At 64.9% G+C, this 14,508-nt stretch carries 13 protein-coding genes; 6 read left to right on the top strand and 7 right to left on the bottom strand.

The features are described from left to right. Positions 1 to 99 precede the first annotated feature (99 nt). Entirely contained in the window at positions 100 to 1,686 is a 1,587-nt protein-coding gene (gene ggt, locus NLM27_RS23250; RefSeq protein WP_254145539.1) for a gamma-glutamyltransferase, read from the bottom strand. 210 nt (positions 1,687 to 1,896) lie between these two features. Between ggt and NLM27_RS23255 the strand changes: the two genes are divergently transcribed. Both NLM27_RS23255 and NLM27_RS23260 read left to right on the top strand, forming a co-directional pair. Further along, a complete protein-coding gene (locus tag NLM27_RS23255; RefSeq protein WP_254145540.1) occupies positions 1,897 to 2,694 on the top strand; it encodes a rhodanese-related sulfurtransferase in 798 nt (265 codons plus the stop codon). Then, positions 2,684 to 2,902 (top strand): SlyX family protein, encoded by a 219-nt coding sequence (locus NLM27_RS23260; protein ID WP_254145541.1) that lies wholly within the window; start codon positions 2,684 to 2,686, stop codon positions 2,900 to 2,902. Before NLM27_RS23255 ends, NLM27_RS23260 begins: the two co-directional genes overlap by 11 nt. Positions 2,903 to 2,911: 9 nt before the next feature. Here NLM27_RS23260 and NLM27_RS23265 read toward each other — a convergent pair whose 3' ends face one another. Further along, on the bottom strand, positions 2,912 to 4,816 hold the full coding sequence (locus NLM27_RS23265; RefSeq protein WP_254145542.1) for a diguanylate cyclase: 1,905 nt from the start codon (positions 4,814 to 4,816) through the stop codon (positions 2,912 to 2,914). Between the two features lie 167 nt (positions 4,817 to 4,983). Next, entirely contained in the window at positions 4,984 to 5,199 is a 216-nt protein-coding gene (locus NLM27_RS23270; protein ID WP_254145543.1) for a hypothetical protein, read from the bottom strand. A 111-nt stretch (positions 5,200 to 5,310) separates the two neighbouring features. Between NLM27_RS23270 and hemE the strand changes: the two genes are divergently transcribed. Continuing rightward, positions 5,311 to 6,345, top strand: a complete 1,035-nt coding sequence (gene hemE / locus NLM27_RS23275) for a uroporphyrinogen decarboxylase (RefSeq protein ID WP_254145544.1) — start codon at positions 5,311 to 5,313, stop codon at positions 6,343 to 6,345. Positions 6,346 to 6,520: 175 nt separating this feature from the next. Here hemE and hemC read toward each other — a convergent pair whose 3' ends face one another. From hemC to NLM27_RS23290, 3 genes are read right to left on the bottom strand one after another with little or no spacing between them, the layout of a single operon-like run. Beyond that, positions 6,521 to 7,501 carry a hydroxymethylbilane synthase gene (gene hemC / locus NLM27_RS23280; protein WP_254145545.1) on the bottom strand — a complete coding sequence of 327 codons (981 nt, stop codon included), beginning with the start codon at positions 7,499 to 7,501 and terminating at the stop codon, positions 6,521 to 6,523. Between the two features lie 26 nt (positions 7,502 to 7,527). Then, on the bottom strand, positions 7,528 to 9,153 hold the full coding sequence (locus NLM27_RS23285; protein ID WP_254145546.1) for a GMC family oxidoreductase: 1,626 nt from the start codon (positions 9,151 to 9,153) through the stop codon (positions 7,528 to 7,530). Between the two features lie 55 nt (positions 9,154 to 9,208). After that, a complete protein-coding gene (locus tag NLM27_RS23290) occupies positions 9,209 to 9,799 on the bottom strand; it encodes a TetR/AcrR family transcriptional regulator (protein ID WP_254145547.1) in 591 nt (196 codons plus the stop codon). Between the two features lie 100 nt (positions 9,800 to 9,899). Between NLM27_RS23290 and NLM27_RS23295 the strand changes: the two genes are divergently transcribed. After that, the gene (locus NLM27_RS23295) at positions 9,900 to 10,265 is read left to right on the top strand and encodes a nuclear transport factor 2 family protein (protein WP_254145548.1); all 366 of its coding nucleotides are present in this window, start codon (positions 9,900 to 9,902) and stop codon (positions 10,263 to 10,265) included. A 23-nt stretch (positions 10,266 to 10,288) separates the two neighbouring features. Here the strand turns inward: NLM27_RS23295 and NLM27_RS23300 are convergent, their stop codons facing one another. Further along, positions 10,289 to 10,708 (bottom strand): MarR family winged helix-turn-helix transcriptional regulator, encoded by a 420-nt coding sequence (locus tag NLM27_RS23300; protein WP_254145549.1) that lies wholly within the window; start codon positions 10,706 to 10,708, stop codon positions 10,289 to 10,291. Positions 10,709 to 10,818: 110 nt separating this feature from the next. Between NLM27_RS23300 and NLM27_RS23305 the strand changes: the two genes are divergently transcribed. Together NLM27_RS23305 and NLM27_RS23310 are read left to right on the top strand one after the other, a co-directional pair. Next, positions 10,819 to 12,336 carry an FAD-dependent oxidoreductase gene (locus NLM27_RS23305; protein WP_254145550.1) on the top strand — a complete coding sequence of 506 codons (1,518 nt, stop codon included), beginning with the start codon at positions 10,819 to 10,821 and terminating at the stop codon, positions 12,334 to 12,336. A 205-nt stretch (positions 12,337 to 12,541) separates the two neighbouring features. Continuing rightward, positions 12,542 to 14,503 (top strand): bifunctional diguanylate cyclase/phosphodiesterase, encoded by a 1,962-nt coding sequence (locus tag NLM27_RS23310; protein ID WP_254145551.1) that lies wholly within the window; start codon positions 12,542 to 12,544, stop codon positions 14,501 to 14,503. The last annotated feature ends 5 nt before the right edge of the window (positions 14,504 to 14,508 follow it).

Genomic DNA, 14,508 nt, shown 5'->3' on the forward strand with positions numbered 1-14,508 from the left:
CAGTTCCGAACGAGAAAGGGCGACGCAGCAATTGCCGCGTCACCCTTTGTCAAATCTTCCTGATCCTGATGCGAGGAACTTCGCCCCGCGCGCTTGTGATCAATAGCCCAGCGCGCAGCCGTCCTTGCGCGGATCGGAACCGCCCGTGAGCGTGCCCTTCTCCCAGTCAATCCAGATCGCCTGGGCACCGCCGAGCGGGCCGACCACGCTGGTGGTCTTGTGGCCGAGCTTCTTCAGGCCTTCGACGATCGCGGGGGGCACACTGTCCTCGAGCTGATACTGGCCCTCGTAGTGCAGGCCGCGCGGCATGTCGATCGCCTCCTGCACGTCGCAGCCATAGTCGAGGATGTTGGTCACGACGTGGGTCTGGCCGACCGGCTGATACTGGCCGCCCATCACCGCGAACGGCATCACGGAACGACCGCCCCTGGTGAGCAGGCTCGGCATGATCGTGTGCAGCGGCCGCTTGCCGCCGGCGATGCAGTTGGGATGGCCGGGCTGGATGCGGAAGCCGCCGGCGCGATTCTGGAGCAGAATGCCGGTCTTGTTGGAGACGATCGCGGAGCCGAAGGAGTGCGCGATCGAGTTGATGAACGAGCAGACGTTGCGGTCCTTGTCCACGACCGTGATGTAGATGGTCGAGGGGTTCATCGGCGGTGCGACATTCGGGAGATCGAGCATGCCGTCCATGCGGATCTTGGCGATGTGCTCGTCGCAGAATTCCTTGGCGAGGATCTTGGCGACCTCGATCTGCATGTGGTCGGGATCGGCGACATGCAGCTCGCGGTGCATGTAGGCGAGGCGCGCGGCTTCCGCCTCGAGATGGAAGCGCTCGATGCTGAGCGGCGCGTATTTCGTCAGGTCGAACCGCGACAGGATGTTGAGCATCAGCAGCATGGTGAGGCCCGGACCGTTCGGCGGACACTGCCAGACGTCATAGCCCTTGTAATTGGTGCCGATCGGCGTCGTCACCTCGGTGGTGTGCGCGGCGAAATCGTCGAGCGTGTGCAGGCCGCCGATTCCCCTGAGCGTCTCGACCATGTCTTCCGCGATCGGGCCCTTGTAGAAGGCATCGCGGCCGTCCTTGGCGATGGCACGCAGGGTCTTGCCGAGCTCCGCCTGGCGAATGACGTCGCCGGCCACCGGCGGCTTGCCGCCCGGCAACAGGTAACGCACGGTGTTGGTGCCGCCCTTCAGCTTCTCGAACTGGTTCTTCCAGTCGAAGGCGATGCGGGGCGCGACGACATAGCCCTCTTCGGCCGCCTTGATTGCGGGCTGGAGCAGCCGGTCGAAACCGAACTTGCCGTGATCGCGCAGCACGGTCGCGAAGGCGTCGACCACGCCGGGGATCGACACCGCATGCGCCGAGGTCAGCGGCACGGAATTGATCTTGCGCTCGAGATACCAGTCGGCGTTCGCCGCCTTCGGCGCGCGGCCGGAGCCGTTATAGGCGAAGATCTTGCCCTCGCCCCGCGGCTGGATCAGCGCGAAACAGTCGCCGCCGATGCCGGTCGATTGCGGTTCGATCACGCCGAGCAGGGCCGAGCCAGCAACGGCCGCGTCCACTGCCGTGCCACCCTCGCGCAGCACCTCGATCGCGGCCAGCGAGGCCTGCGGATGCGAGGTCGCCACCATCGCGTTGGTGGCGTGGACCGTGGACCTGCCGGGGAAATGGAAGTTTCTCATGCGAATTCTTGCTCTCGTTAGGCCTCTTGGGCCGTGGCCGCGGACGGCACGCCATCTCGGAAAAACCGGGCCTACATGACACATTCCCGCCGCCCGGGGCAATGCTGGCATACCAGCGAAATAGCTGCCATCCGCTGGACGTATGGACCGATCGCGGCGTTCGGCCAGGACGGGTTTTCCGGACGCCGGCCGCCTGCTAAACGAGCCGCCATGTCTGACGAGAATTCGATCACCAAGGTTGCCGCCTTCTACCAATTTGCTGCGCTCCCGGATTATCGCGAGCTGCGCGAGCCGCTGCGCGCGTTCTGCGCCGGCCTGGAGTTGAAGGGCAGCGTGCTGCTGGCCCAGGAGGGCATCAACGGCACGGTCGCGGGCGCGCCGGAGGCGATCGACGCCCTCGTTCACGAGCTCGCGCACGGCAACATGTTCGGCGGCAGGCTCGACAATCTCGAACTCAAACTCTCGACCGCCGCGGCGATGCCGTTCGGCCGGCTCAAGGTGCGGCTGAAGAAGGAGATCGTCACGCTCGACGATGCGGCCGCCGATCCGACAAGGCAGGTCGGCACCTATGTCGACGCGGCCGAATGGAATGCGCTGATCGCGGCGCCCGATACGCTGCTGCTCGACACCCGCAACGCCTTCGAGGTGGCGATGGGCACGTTCGAGGGCGCGGTCGATCCCGGCATCAAGAGCTTCGGCCAGTTCAAGGATTTTGCGGCACAACGGCTCGATCCGGCCAAGCACCGCAGGATCGCGATGTTCTGCACCGGCGGCATCCGCTGCGAGAAGGCGAGCGCGCACCTGCTCGCGCGCGGCTTTGCCGAGGTCTATCACCTCAAGGGCGGCATCCTGAGATATCTGGAAGAGGTGCCGGAGACGCAGAGCCGCTGGCGCGGCGAATGCTTCGTGTTCGACGAGCGCGTCGCGCTCGGCCATGGATTGCAAGAACTTGGCTCGCGCGAACGGGACTTGCGCGACAAAGAATTGGGGCTCGGCCGTGACGAATGAGATCAAGACGCTGAGCGAGCGCATCGACGCGTTGGAGACGCGCCTGACCTACCAGGACGACACGATCGAGACGCTGAATCAGACCATCACGGCGCAGTGGAAGCAGATCGACGTGCTGACGCGGCAGATCGCACAGCTCAACGAACGGCTCCAGGAGGCGGAAGCAAATGCGCCGGGCGCTGCCAACGAGCGCCCGCCGCACTATTGAGACGATGAGCTACTGACCCGACGCCCTGGGCATCAGGCTGGCCACCTCGCCCGACATCATCAGCCGGTTGCGCCCGGCTTCCTTGGCGGCGTAGAGCGCCTGGTCGGCCGCCTCGACGAGCGAGACCACGCCCGCCGTGCGCTCCAGCACCGGCCGGCAGGCCGCGCCTCCGAGCGAGGCGGTGACACAACCGGTCGCATGGTTGGTGGTGTGGACGAGGCCCGCCTCGCGGATCGCGCGTCGGACCCGGTCACCGATCCTGGCACAGCCTGCGGCATCGGTGTTCGGCAACAGCATGGCGAACTCCTCGCCGCCATAGCGCGCCGCCAGATCGCCGGGGCGCTGCGTCTCGGCCGCGATGACCTGCGCCACGAGGCGGAGGCAGGCGTCGCCGGCGGGATGGCCGTATTCGTCGTTGTAGGCCTTGAAATGGTCGACGTCGATCATCAGCAAGGCGAGGCTGGAGCGGTCGCGATAGGCGCGCGCCCACTCCTCCTTCAGCCGTTCGTCGAAGCCGCGACGGTTGGCAAGGCCCGTGAGGCTGTCCTCGATCGCGAGCGTCTCGAGCCTGGTTTCCAGCCTCTTGTGTTCGGTGATGTCGCGCGAGATCGCCACCACGCCGTCGACGCGGCCATTGTCCTTGCGCGTCACCCGCATGGTCGATTCGAGCCAGACCTCGCCGTTCTCCTGGTGCGAGTTGCGATAGACGAGGCGCGCCTCCTCCTTCTCGCCACGCTTCATGGCATCGACGATCGCCTGAACCTGCGGCAGGTCCTCCGGATTGATGCCGGCCAGCGCGGGCGTGCCGATCAGTTGATTGGCGCGCCAGCCGACGACGCGCACCGACGAGGGCGAAACATAGCGCAGCCGTTCGTCGAGCCCGATGCGGGTCACCATGTCGCTGGAGCCTTCCGCGAGCAGACGGAAGTGAGCCTCCTTCTCGATCAGGGCCGCGGCCATGTGCTGGCCCCGCTGCAACTGCCGCACCAGCACGGCACCGATGATCGCGATCAGTATCACCAGCGCGACCACGTAGAGCATGCGGGAGGCTGCGGCCGCGCGCCAGGGGGCCAGCAGTTCGACCTTGTCGACGGTGGCGAGCAGGACCAGCGGATAGCGGCTGCTGCGCTTGAAGAAGCTGACGCGCTCGGCGCCGTCCAGCGGCGACCTGAAATGATAGGCCCCCCCCGGCCGCTGCAGGCTGGCATTGCGGAACAGCGGCGTCTCGGCAACGCTGCGGCCGACGAATTTGTCATTGCTCGGGTTGCGCGCGATGATCATGCCATCGCCATGCACGAGTGTCACGGAGCTGTTCCGGCCGAGCTCGAACTCCTCGTAGAAATGCGAGAGATAATTGGCGCTGATGGTCGCAAGCACGACGCCACCGAAGCTGCCGTCCTGCTTGTTGAAGCGGCGCGACAGGGTGACGATCCATTCACCGTCGAGGAGGCTCTTCACGGGACGCCCGACATGGGCCCCGCGCTTCGGCGAGAGCTGGTGATAGCGGAAGAACCCGTCGTCACTCAGGGTCGAGCCGATCGTGCCGGGCGAGGTCAGCAAGTTGCCATGGTCGTCGATGATGGCGACGCCGTGGATGCGGGTAACTGCCTTCTTGCGCGCCTCCAGAACGTTGCCGAGCTTGGCGATGGTGGTAGGTCCCGCGCCGTCCATCTCCAATCGGCTGACGACGCCGACGACGCCGGAATCCAGGAGATCGAGGCTGTCCTCTGCATGCTGTGTCAGCGAACGGGCAACGTTCGCCATCTCGGTCTCGGCACCTCTGAGCACCGCGTCGCGCGCTGCCCATTCACGCCAGGCGCTGACGCCAAGAATGGTCGCGCAGGTGAGCACGACGAACGCCGCCGCGCGCAGCGGCAGAGGACTCCATCCGGCTCTTTGGGCAGCAACACTCATGCGGCAGAATTCTCCGATCGTTCGGAAACTCTGCCGCTTCTGTTATCGAACTCTGAAACTGCCGCAGCAATGCGCGGCAATTTGCCTGCTTTCCGTAGTCGTACGGACGCAAGCATCAGCGCATCGCTAATAGAACATTAGCGACCCTATCGGAATCCGGCCTTCCGCTAGCTGAAGATGGCCTTAACCTTGTCCCAGAGCGAGGGATGCTCGGCGTCCGCATCCGCCTTCGAGGGCGTCGGCTGGGCGGCGCTGACGGGATCGGAAGCCGGGAACGTGTCTTCCAGACCGGCATCGAGCTTGGCGTGACGATCGGCGGCGATCGCTTCGCGCAAATCGTCGGCATGCTTGTCGTGCGGCGCAGGGTTGAATGTCTCAGCCATGAAAATCCTCCTCGATTGGCTGGTCAACGCGGCGCATTTGCGCTGGTTCCCCTGTTCCGCTCGGACCGCTCACGGTGTATCAGGAACTTCAAATCTGCATCAGGACAGCTCGTGCCCCAGTCTGCGACAAAGCCTTTCATCGACGTGCTCTCCGGCCAGCGTCAGGCCAACCCGCCCATCTGGATGATGCGGCAGGCCGGCCGCTACCTGCCGGAATATCGCGAGGTGCGCGCCAAGGCGGGCGGCTTCCTCGATCTCTGCTTCAACCCGGAGCTCGCCGCCGAGGTGACGCTGCAACCGATCCGCAGATTCGGCTTCGATGCGGCGGTCATCTTCTCGGACATTCTGGTGATCCCCTACGCGCTCTACCGCTCCGTGCGCTTCGAGGTTGGCGAGGGTCCGCGGTTGGATCCCCTGGATGATCCGGCGAAGGTCGCGACGCTGGCGCCGCGCGCCGACTTCGGTAAGCTCAAGCCTGTGTTCGAAGCGCTGAAGATCGTGCGCGGCACGCTCGATCCCAAAATCGCGCTGATCGGATTCTGCGGCGCGCCGTGGACGGTGGCGACCTACATGGTCGCAGGCCAGGGCACGCCGGACCAGGCACCGGCCCGCATGATGGCCTACCGGCATCCGGAGGCGTTTTCGAAAATCATCGACGTGCTGGTCGAGAATTCGATTCAGTATCTCCTGCTACAGCTCGCAGCCGGCGCCAATGCCTTGCAGATCTTCGACACCTGGGCCGGCGTGCTGCCGCCGGCCGAATTCGCGCGCTGGTCGGTCGAGCCGACACGGCGCATCGTCGAAGGCGTGCGCGCCATTGTGCCGGATGCGAAGATCATCGGTTTTCCCCGCGGGGCCGGCGCGCAGCTGCCCGGCTATGTCGAGGCGACCGGTGTGAACGCGGTCAGCATCGACTGGACCGCGGAGCCCTCCTTCATCCGCGAGCGCGTGCAGAGCAAGGTCGCCGTGCAGGGCAATCTCGATCCGCTGGTGCTGATCACGGGCGGCGCCGCGCTCGACCGCGCGGTCGACAACGTGCTGGCGAATTTTGGGCAAGGGCGCTTCATCTTCAATCTCGGCCACGGCATCCAGCCGGAAACGCCGATCGCCCATGTCGAGCAGATGGTCAAGCGCGTACGGGGGTGATCTATTTCCGTGCCTGGGGCGCGGAAAAACAAAAAACGCGAAAACAACCCCATGCACAGTAGACAAGTCATTGAAAGATTTGGACTGGCATGGCTCGCCGCCCGAGCGCGTTTGACACGTCGGGCAAAACAGGTGCAGAATCGTAGAATGGCCGGTTGTGATCTCGCAGCAAGGTCTAGCGCGGCCGGCTGCGCTCGATGATCTCCGACGCCCCCTTCGCCAGCAGATCCAACCCAACGGCACGGCCAAGCTCACGCGGACGATTGGCGGGGCCTGCGCGCGAGGCTTCGATGATGGTGTTGCCGGAGAGGTCGAGCACCGACGCCGTCAGCGATATCTGATCGCCAGCGATGGTCGAAAAGCCCGCCACCGGCGAATTGCAGTGACCGTTGAGCACCCATAGCACCTCGCGCTCGGCATCAGCGCTGGCGTGCGCGGCGGGATCGTCGATCGATGCAAGGATCTGCCGCGTCTGCCAGTCCTGCGCGGCGCATTCGACCGCGACGATGCCCTGCCCTACCGCGGGCAGCATCTCGGCCGCGGTGAATTCGTGGGCGATGCGGCTGGAAAGACCGACGCGGTCGAGACCCGAACGCGCCATGATCAGCGCGTCGGCCGGTCCCACCGCACCGCCGTCCGGCAGACGCTGCTTCTCGCCATTGTCGAGCTTTCGCACGCGCGTATCGGCCGCGCCGCGGAAGTGGATGACCTCCACATCCGGAAACAGGCGCCGCGCATAAGCGGCTCTGCGCACGGCGTTGGTACCAATCTTGAAACCCTTGCCGCGGGACTGGCGCAGCGCCGCCAGCGTCACGCCATCGCGAAGGACCAGCGCATCGCTGGGAGGATCGCGTGACAGTGTGGCGCCGATGACCAGGCCGGGCGTATCCTCATTGCCCGGCATGTCCTTCAGCGAGTGCATCGCGGCCTGCAATTCGCCCGAGAGTACAGCGGCGCGGATCTGCGCGACGAAGGCGCCGCCCTTGCCGCCATGGGGCAAGAGCTTGCTGGTCTGGTCGAGATCGCCCGTGGTGTCGAACTTGACGATCTCGACGTCGAGATCGGGCACGGCCGCGGTCAGGCGGCGCGCAATCTCTTCCGTCTGTGCCAGCGCCATCGCGCTCTTGCGGGTGCCGATCTTGAATCGCGTAGCCAAGTCCTAATCCTTTCGACGCGCGGTGTTTACCGCGCATCCTCCAATATCATGTCGGAGGCCTTTTCGGCGATCATGATGATCGGCGCGTTGGTGTTCCCGGACACGAGGTCCGGCATGATCGAGCCGTCGACGACCCGAAGACCTTCGAGTCCCTTCACCTTCAGCCGCTGGTCGACCACCGCGAGCGCGTCATTGCCCATACGACAGGTCGAGGTCGGATGGTAGATGGTGCTGCCGCGCTCGCGGCAATACTCCAGCAGCTCGGCATCCGTGGATACCTTCGCCCCGGGATCGTACTCGTTGATCACGAACGGCTTCAGCGCCGGCGCATTCAGGATCTTGCGCAGGATCTTCAGGCCTTCGACGTTGGTGGTGCGGTCGGTCTCGGTCGACATGTAGTTGATGCGGATTTCCGGAGGCACCGTCGGGTCGGCGCTTTTGATGCGCAAGGTCCCGCGGCTCTCGGGCCGGAGCTGGCACACCGATGCCGTGAAGCCGGAGAAATCGTGCAGCTTTTCGCCCATCTTGTCGGTCGAGAACGGCAGGAAGTGCACCTGGATGTCGGGCGAAGCCAGCCGCGGGCTGGTCTTGAAGAACGCACCCGCCGTGCCCGCCGCGATCGTCAGCCAGCCCTTGCGGAACAGCGCATAACGCGCGCCGGCCATGGTGCGGCGAAGCGGATGATTGACGGTGTCGTTCAGCGTGATTTTCTGCGAGCAGCGCATCACGATGCGGACCTGCATATGGTCCTGGAGATCGTGGCCGACGCCCTGCGCGTCGAGCACGACGTCAATGCCATGCTTGCGGAGGAGATCGGCAGGGCCGACACCGGAGAGCTGTAAGAGCTGCGGCGAATTGTAGGCGCCGCTCGACAGCACGACCTCCTTCCGCGCCCGCGCGCGGCGTACATTTGCGCCCTGCCGGTATTCGACACCGACGGCGCGGCGGCCCTCGAACAGCACGCGCTGACCGAGCGCCTCGGTCTCGATCTTGAGATTGCCGCGTGTCTTCGCAGGGCCGAGATAGGCCACCGCCGTCGAAGCGCGACGGCCATTGCGCGTCGTGGTCTGGAACAGGCCGACGCCTTCCTGTGTCGCGCCGTTGAAATCAGGGTTGTAGGGCAGACCGGTCTCGACGGCAGCGTCGATGAAGGCTTTCGACAGCGGATCGGTCACGACCATGTTGGAAACCGGCAGCGGACCGCCGGTGCCGTGATATTGATCGGCGCCGCGCGTCTGGTTCTCGGCCTTCTTGAAATAGGGCAGCACGTCGTCATAGCCCCAGCCGGCATTGCCGAGTTGGCGCCAGCGATCATAGTCCTCGTGCTGGCCACGGACATAGAGCAGACCGTTGATCGAGCTCGATCCGCCCAGCGTCTTGCCGCGCGGCTGGAACACCTGCCGCCCTTTCAGCTCGGGCTCCGGTTCAGTCTGGTACATCCAGTTGACGGTCTTCTCCTTGAACAGTTTTCCGTAGCCGAGCGGCACATGGATCCAGATGTTGGAATCCTTCGGGCCAGCCTCGAGCAGCAGCACGCTGTGCTTGCCGTTCGCGGAGAGCCTGTTGGCGAGCACGCAGCCGGCCGAGCCGGCACCGACGATGATGTAGTCGAACTCGGGATCTGACGGCGTCAGGGAGGACATTGCGTTCATGCGCTACTGTTCTTCTTGTTGGTGTTGGCGTTTCCGTTGACGTCAATTAGCACGATCATGCCGCGACGCGCAGCGCTTCGACCAGCGACCTGAACGCACGGGCATATTCCGCACCCGCCCTTGCGATATCGGCGCGTCCGGCGCAGGCGACTGCGGCTTCCGTGACCGCGCCCAGCAACAGCCGCGCCAGCGGCTCGACCGGCTGACGCGCGATCAGGCCGGCCTCCATCGCCGCCGCAATCGCGCGCGGCAGCTTGCCGCCGAAATGCTTGGCGTCGATCTCGCGCCAGCGTTCCCAGCCGAGCACGGCCGGCCCGTCACGCAGGATGATCTGGCCGGTCGGACCCTTCGCTGTCGCGGCGAAGTAGTGCTGGGTGCCCGCGACCATGGCGGCGAGCACGTCCTTCTCGGCGCGCGCCGCACCATCGATCTCGACGACGAGGTCGCGCGAGACGAGATCGAACACGGCCTCGAACACCGCCTCCTTGGTCTTGAAATGATGATAGACCGCGCCTTTGGCGATGCCGGCAACCTCCGCGATCTCGTCCATGGTGGTGGCGGTGAATCCTTGCGTCCCGAACAGGCGGCGCGCCGTCGTCAGGATCGCTTCCGTCGTCGCCGCGCGCCGTTCCGCCTGCTTCGCCATGTCTCACGTCTAGTCCAATTGCGCACAGGCGGCCAGTTGACTTTTCGACCATCGGTCGGTATTTACCGACTAGTAGTCGGTTTTATTCGAGAGGTATGCCATGCCGAGCCGCGAGATCGTTGAAGCCTTTGCCCAGCGGCTGGAAGCCGGAGATTTCATCGGCGCCATCGAGCAATTCTGCACGTCAGACGCCGCCACTTACGAGAACAACACCGCCCCGACGGTCGGCCGCGACAAGCTCGTCGCCAAGGAGCGCGCCGTGCTGGCGGCCTCCAGGGAGGTCAAGGCCGTGCGCATCGGGCCGAGCCTGATCGAGGGCGACCACGTAGCGACCCGCTGGATCTTCAGCTTCACCAACGCTGAAGGGGCCACACGGACACTAGACGAGATCGCCTGGCAGACCTGGCGGGGCGACAAGCTGATCGAGGAGCGGTTCTATTACGATCCGAAGCAGATGGAGCGGTAACGAGCCGCGCTTCGTGAGCGATTTCAAGCTCGCTCGCCCGGCGCGATCATCGCGTCGGCGAGCTTGCGCATCAGGCGCACGAGATCCTCGATCTCCTGATCGTGCCAGGATGCGAACATCCCGCCGACGATCCGCTCACGCGCCCTGTCGACCGCGTCCGTCATCGCCTTGCCGCTGGGCGTAATGGTGGCCTCGCTGACGCGGCGATCGGCTTCGCTGGCGTGGCGCTTGACCAAGCCCAGAGTCTCCAGCTTCGCGACCTGTCGGCTGACCGTGGTGTAATCGCGCCCCATGCGATCGGCGAGATCGACGACGCCGATCGGGCCGCGCCGCTCGATACCGACCAGCAACGGAAACAGCGCGCGATCGAGCGATATCCCGGCTTCGCGGATCATCATCTCGTCGCCCTGCCGGCGGTTCATCACGCTGATGATGTCGATCAACGCCTCGTGAAGCGAACGGACCTGTTTTTTAATATGTGTATTTTGCACCCTTCTTGACACCCCGGCGGCCCTCCATTTAATATATGCATATTACACATATTGAGGATCCCATGACAAAGCAATTCACGGCGGATGTCCTGATCTGCGGCGCAGGCGCGGCCGGCCTCACGCTCGCCATCGACCTCGCGCGGCGGGGCATCTCCTTTCGGCTGATCGAGAAAATGGACCGCCCGTTCCACGGGTCGCGCGGCAAGGGAATCCAGCCGCGAACCCAGGAGATATTCGAGGATCTCGGCGTTCTCGACCGCATTGTCGCGGCCGGCGGTCACTACCCGCCACAGCGTGAATACCGCGACGACGGCAGCTTCAGCGACTCCGACGTCGTGGCGCTCATCGAGCGGACGCCCGCCGAGCCCTACCATATGGCGCTGATGATTCCGCAATTTAAGACCGAGGCCGTGATGCGCGAGCGGCTGCTCGAACTTGGACAGCGGGTCGAATATGGCTGCGAACTGATCGGCCTGGAGCAGGACCAGGACGGTGTGACCGCGCGTCTTTCAGGCAAGGCCGGCATGGAGACGATGCGGGTGCGTTATCTCGTCGGGGCCGATGGCGGGCGCAGCTTCGTGCGTCACACGCTCAATATCGGTTTTCAGGGCAAGACCCTTGGCGTGCGCGCCGTGGTGGCCGATGTCGTCCTGACGGGGCTGGACCGCACCGCATGGCACCGCTTCAACGACGGCGCGATGGACCGCCAGATGGCGCTGTGTCCATTGGCCGGAACGGAGCTGTTTCAGCTGCAGGCTCCGATTTCGCTTGAGGGCGAGGTCGATCTTACGGCCGAAGGGCTTTCGTCGATGATCGCGGAGCGCACGGGGCGCGACGACATCCGCGTTCACGCCGTGCATTGGGCGTCGGCCTATCAGATGAACGCGCGCCTCGCCGATCGTTACAGGGATGGCCGCGCCTTCCTGATCGGAGATGCGGCTCACATTCACCCGCCGACAGGCGGGCAAGGGCTCAATACCAGCGTGCAGGACGCCTACAATCTCGGCTGGAAGCTCGCCGCGGTGATCGGCGGCACGTCCGAAGCTCTGCTTCTCTCCTATGAAAGCGAGCGGCGTCCCGTTGCCGCAGGCATGCTCGGCCTTGCCACGAATTTGCTGGAAGCCGCCAAGCGCGGCGACATGAGGCGCGGCCGCGAGGTGCAGCAACTGGATATCGGCTATCCCGGGTCGTCGCTGGCACTGGAAAAGCCGAAGCGTTCGGAGGGCCCGTTCGCGGGAGACCGTGCGCCGGATGCGCCGCTCCGCGGTGCCGCCGGACATGCGACGCGATTGTTCGAACTGCTGAAGGGACCCCATTGGACCCTGCTTGGCTATGAGGTGAAGCGGGAGGCCGTGACGGCGCGCGCTGGACTGCACATACACTGCATCGGCCTGGGTGAAGAGCTCATCGACGAAGGCGCGCACTTCCGTACCGCCTACACCCTGTCACCAGGAGACTGGGTGCTGGTGCGTCCTGACGGTTACATCGGCGCCTTCGTGAATTCGCAGCAGACGGATGCGCTGACGCGGTTTCTGGGCGAACAGGGGTTCCCGGATGCCGGTGTCATCGCCGGAGCATGACATCAGAGCCAGTGGCGCCAGCTTTCCGCTACAGCCGTAACGCGGGGCGCCGCATTTGTATCGATTTGTTATCGATACCCTCGTTTGAACACGGAGAAGTGGCATAGCGAGCCTGGCAAACGGGGATAATTCATAGTTCCTCAAAGGTTTGCAGCGAATTCTCCAGGTCGAGCCGGACAAACGGCTCAAGCTGCTAGGCTCTTGAATGCGGACTCAAACGACCAGCTATTTCGCGCGGCTGTTCGCCGGCGATCTGTCGGCCTTTGGCGGTCCTGCTACCGACGAAGCCGTGGGCGGCCATATCCGCGCCGAACAGATGTCGCTGGTGCTCGGCTATTCGGTCGGCATCATGCTCGCCAATGCCTGCAACGCCATCGTGCTGGCCATCGCGCTGTGGCAGTCGCCGGACAGGATGCCCGGCCTGATCTGGGCGGTCGCCGTCGCCGCCGCCGCGATCGGATTCGGCGTGCAATCGTACGCCGCGCGCCGCATCACCAAGCCGCAATTCGTCTCGCGCCGCGCCATGCATCGGCTGGTGCGCAACGCCTTCATCCTTGGCGCGGCCTGGGGGATCGTCCCGGTCGCCTTCTTCGCCGATGCCTCGACCGGCGGCCAGCTCGTCATCACCTGCCTCTGCTCGGGCATGCTGGCCGGCGGCGCGCTCGCCTTCGCCACGATCCCGATCGCAGCCATCGCCTTCACGGCGCCCATCTTCCTCGGCATCGCCGTCTGCCTCGGCAGGAACGGCGATCTCGCCTTCCTGCTGATCGCCTTCCTCGTCGTGGTCTACGGAAGCGTGCTGATCCGCGGCGTGTTCGTGAATTCGTTCGCGTTCGCGCGGCGCGTGATGCGGCAGATCGAGGCGGAGCGCACAGTGCGCCAGGATCCCCTCACCCATTTGCCCAACCGCGTCGCCTTCAACGAGACGCTCGAAGCCGCATTGAAACGACTGGCCCTGTCAGGCGAGGAATTCGCGGTGTTGCTGCTCGACCTCGACCGCTTCAAGGAGGTCAACGACCAGTTCGGCCATCCCGCCGGCGACGAATTCCTGGTCCAGGTCGCGAGCCGCCTGCAGCGCTGCACGCGCGCGGCCGAGCACGTCGCGCGCATCGGCGGCGACGAGTTCGCACTGGTGATGAATAATTTGGCGCGGCCGGAAGATGCGCTCGAGATCGCCGAGCGCTTCGTCGCGGCCTTCACTGACCCTTTCCAGATCGAGGGCCGCCAGATCGCCGGCGCGACCAGTGTCGGCATCGTGCTGGCGCCGCGCGACGGCACCACCGCGCTCGATATCATGAAGAATGCCGACACGGCGCTCTATCGCGCCAAGAAGGCCGGAGCCGGCACGGTCTGCTTCTTCGAGGAAGCCGACGACAGGGTGTCGCGCGACCGCAAGGCGCTGCAATCGGACCTCGAGGGTGCGATCGCAAGGGACGAGCTGTTCCTGGTGTTCCAACCGTTCCTCGGTCTCGGCGACAACCGCATCACCGGCTTCGAGGCCCTGTTACGCTGGCAGCACCCCACGCGCGGACTGGTGCCGCCGAGCGAATTCATCCCGATCGCGGAGGAGACCGGGCTGATCCACGAGATCGGCGAATGGGTCATCCGCCGCGCCTGCGCGACGGTGGCGCAATGGCCGGAAGAGATCAGGGTCGCCGTGAACTTCTCCGCGGCGCAGTTTCACAACACATCCATCCTCCAGACCATCGTGCAGGCGCTGGCCGATGCGAAGATCTCTCCCAGCCGGCTCGAGATCGAGATCACGGAATCGATGCTGCTGTCGAAATACGGTTCCGCCGTCCCGATCCTGAACGCGCTGTTGGAGCTCGGCGTCACGGTGGCGCTGGACGATTTCGGGACCGGGTTCTCCTCGCTCACCTATCTGCGCAAGCTGCCGTTCAGCCGCATCAAGATCGACCAGTCCTTCATCCGCGACATGCTGGTGCAGCCGGACTGTGCCGCGATCGTGAAGTCGGTGATCTCGCTTGCGCGCGACCTGCGCATCGGCGTCGTCGCTGAAGGCGTCGAGACCGCCGACCAGCTCGAATATCTGCGCCAGATCGCTTGCGACGAAGTGCAGGGCTATTTGATCAGCCGTCCGGTGGCGGCAGACGGTGTGTTGGCGCTGCTGGATACGAAGAAGTATCGGGCGATCTACGCGGCGTAGGCTGC

The sequence above is a fragment of the Bradyrhizobium sp. CCGB12 genome, assembly GCF_024199845.1.
Taxonomy (GTDB): Bacteria; Pseudomonadota; Alphaproteobacteria; order Rhizobiales; family Xanthobacteraceae; genus Bradyrhizobium.

Bases quoted from the DNA above. Each gene is read 5' to 3' on its own strand.
- ggt (WP_254145539.1), bottom strand. From the start codon at position 1,686: ATGAGAAACTTCCATTTCCCCGGCAGGTCCACGGTCCACGCCACCAAC.
- NLM27_RS23255 (WP_254145540.1), top strand. From the start codon at position 1,897: ATGTCTGACGAGAATTCGATCACCAAGGTTGCCGCCTTCTACCAATTT.
- NLM27_RS23265 (WP_254145542.1), bottom strand. From the start codon at position 4,816: ATGAGTGTTGCTGCCCAAAGAGCCGGATGGAGTCCTCTGCCGCTGCGC.
- NLM27_RS23270 (WP_254145543.1), bottom strand. From the start codon at position 5,199: ATGGCTGAGACATTCAACCCTGCGCCGCACGACAAGCATGCCGACGAT.
- NLM27_RS23285 (WP_254145546.1), bottom strand. From the start codon at position 9,153: ATGAACGCAATGTCCTCCCTGACGCCGTCAGATCCCGAGTTCGACTAC.
- NLM27_RS23290 (WP_254145547.1), bottom strand. From the start codon at position 9,799: ATGGCGAAGCAGGCGGAACGGCGCGCGGCGACGACGGAAGCGATCCTG.
- NLM27_RS23295 (WP_254145548.1), top strand. From the start codon at position 9,900: ATGCCGAGCCGCGAGATCGTTGAAGCCTTTGCCCAGCGGCTGGAAGCC.
- NLM27_RS23305 (WP_254145550.1), top strand. From the start codon at position 10,819: ATGACAAAGCAATTCACGGCGGATGTCCTGATCTGCGGCGCAGGCGCG.
- NLM27_RS23310 (WP_254145551.1), top strand. From the start codon at position 12,542: ATGCGGACTCAAACGACCAGCTATTTCGCGCGGCTGTTCGCCGGCGAT.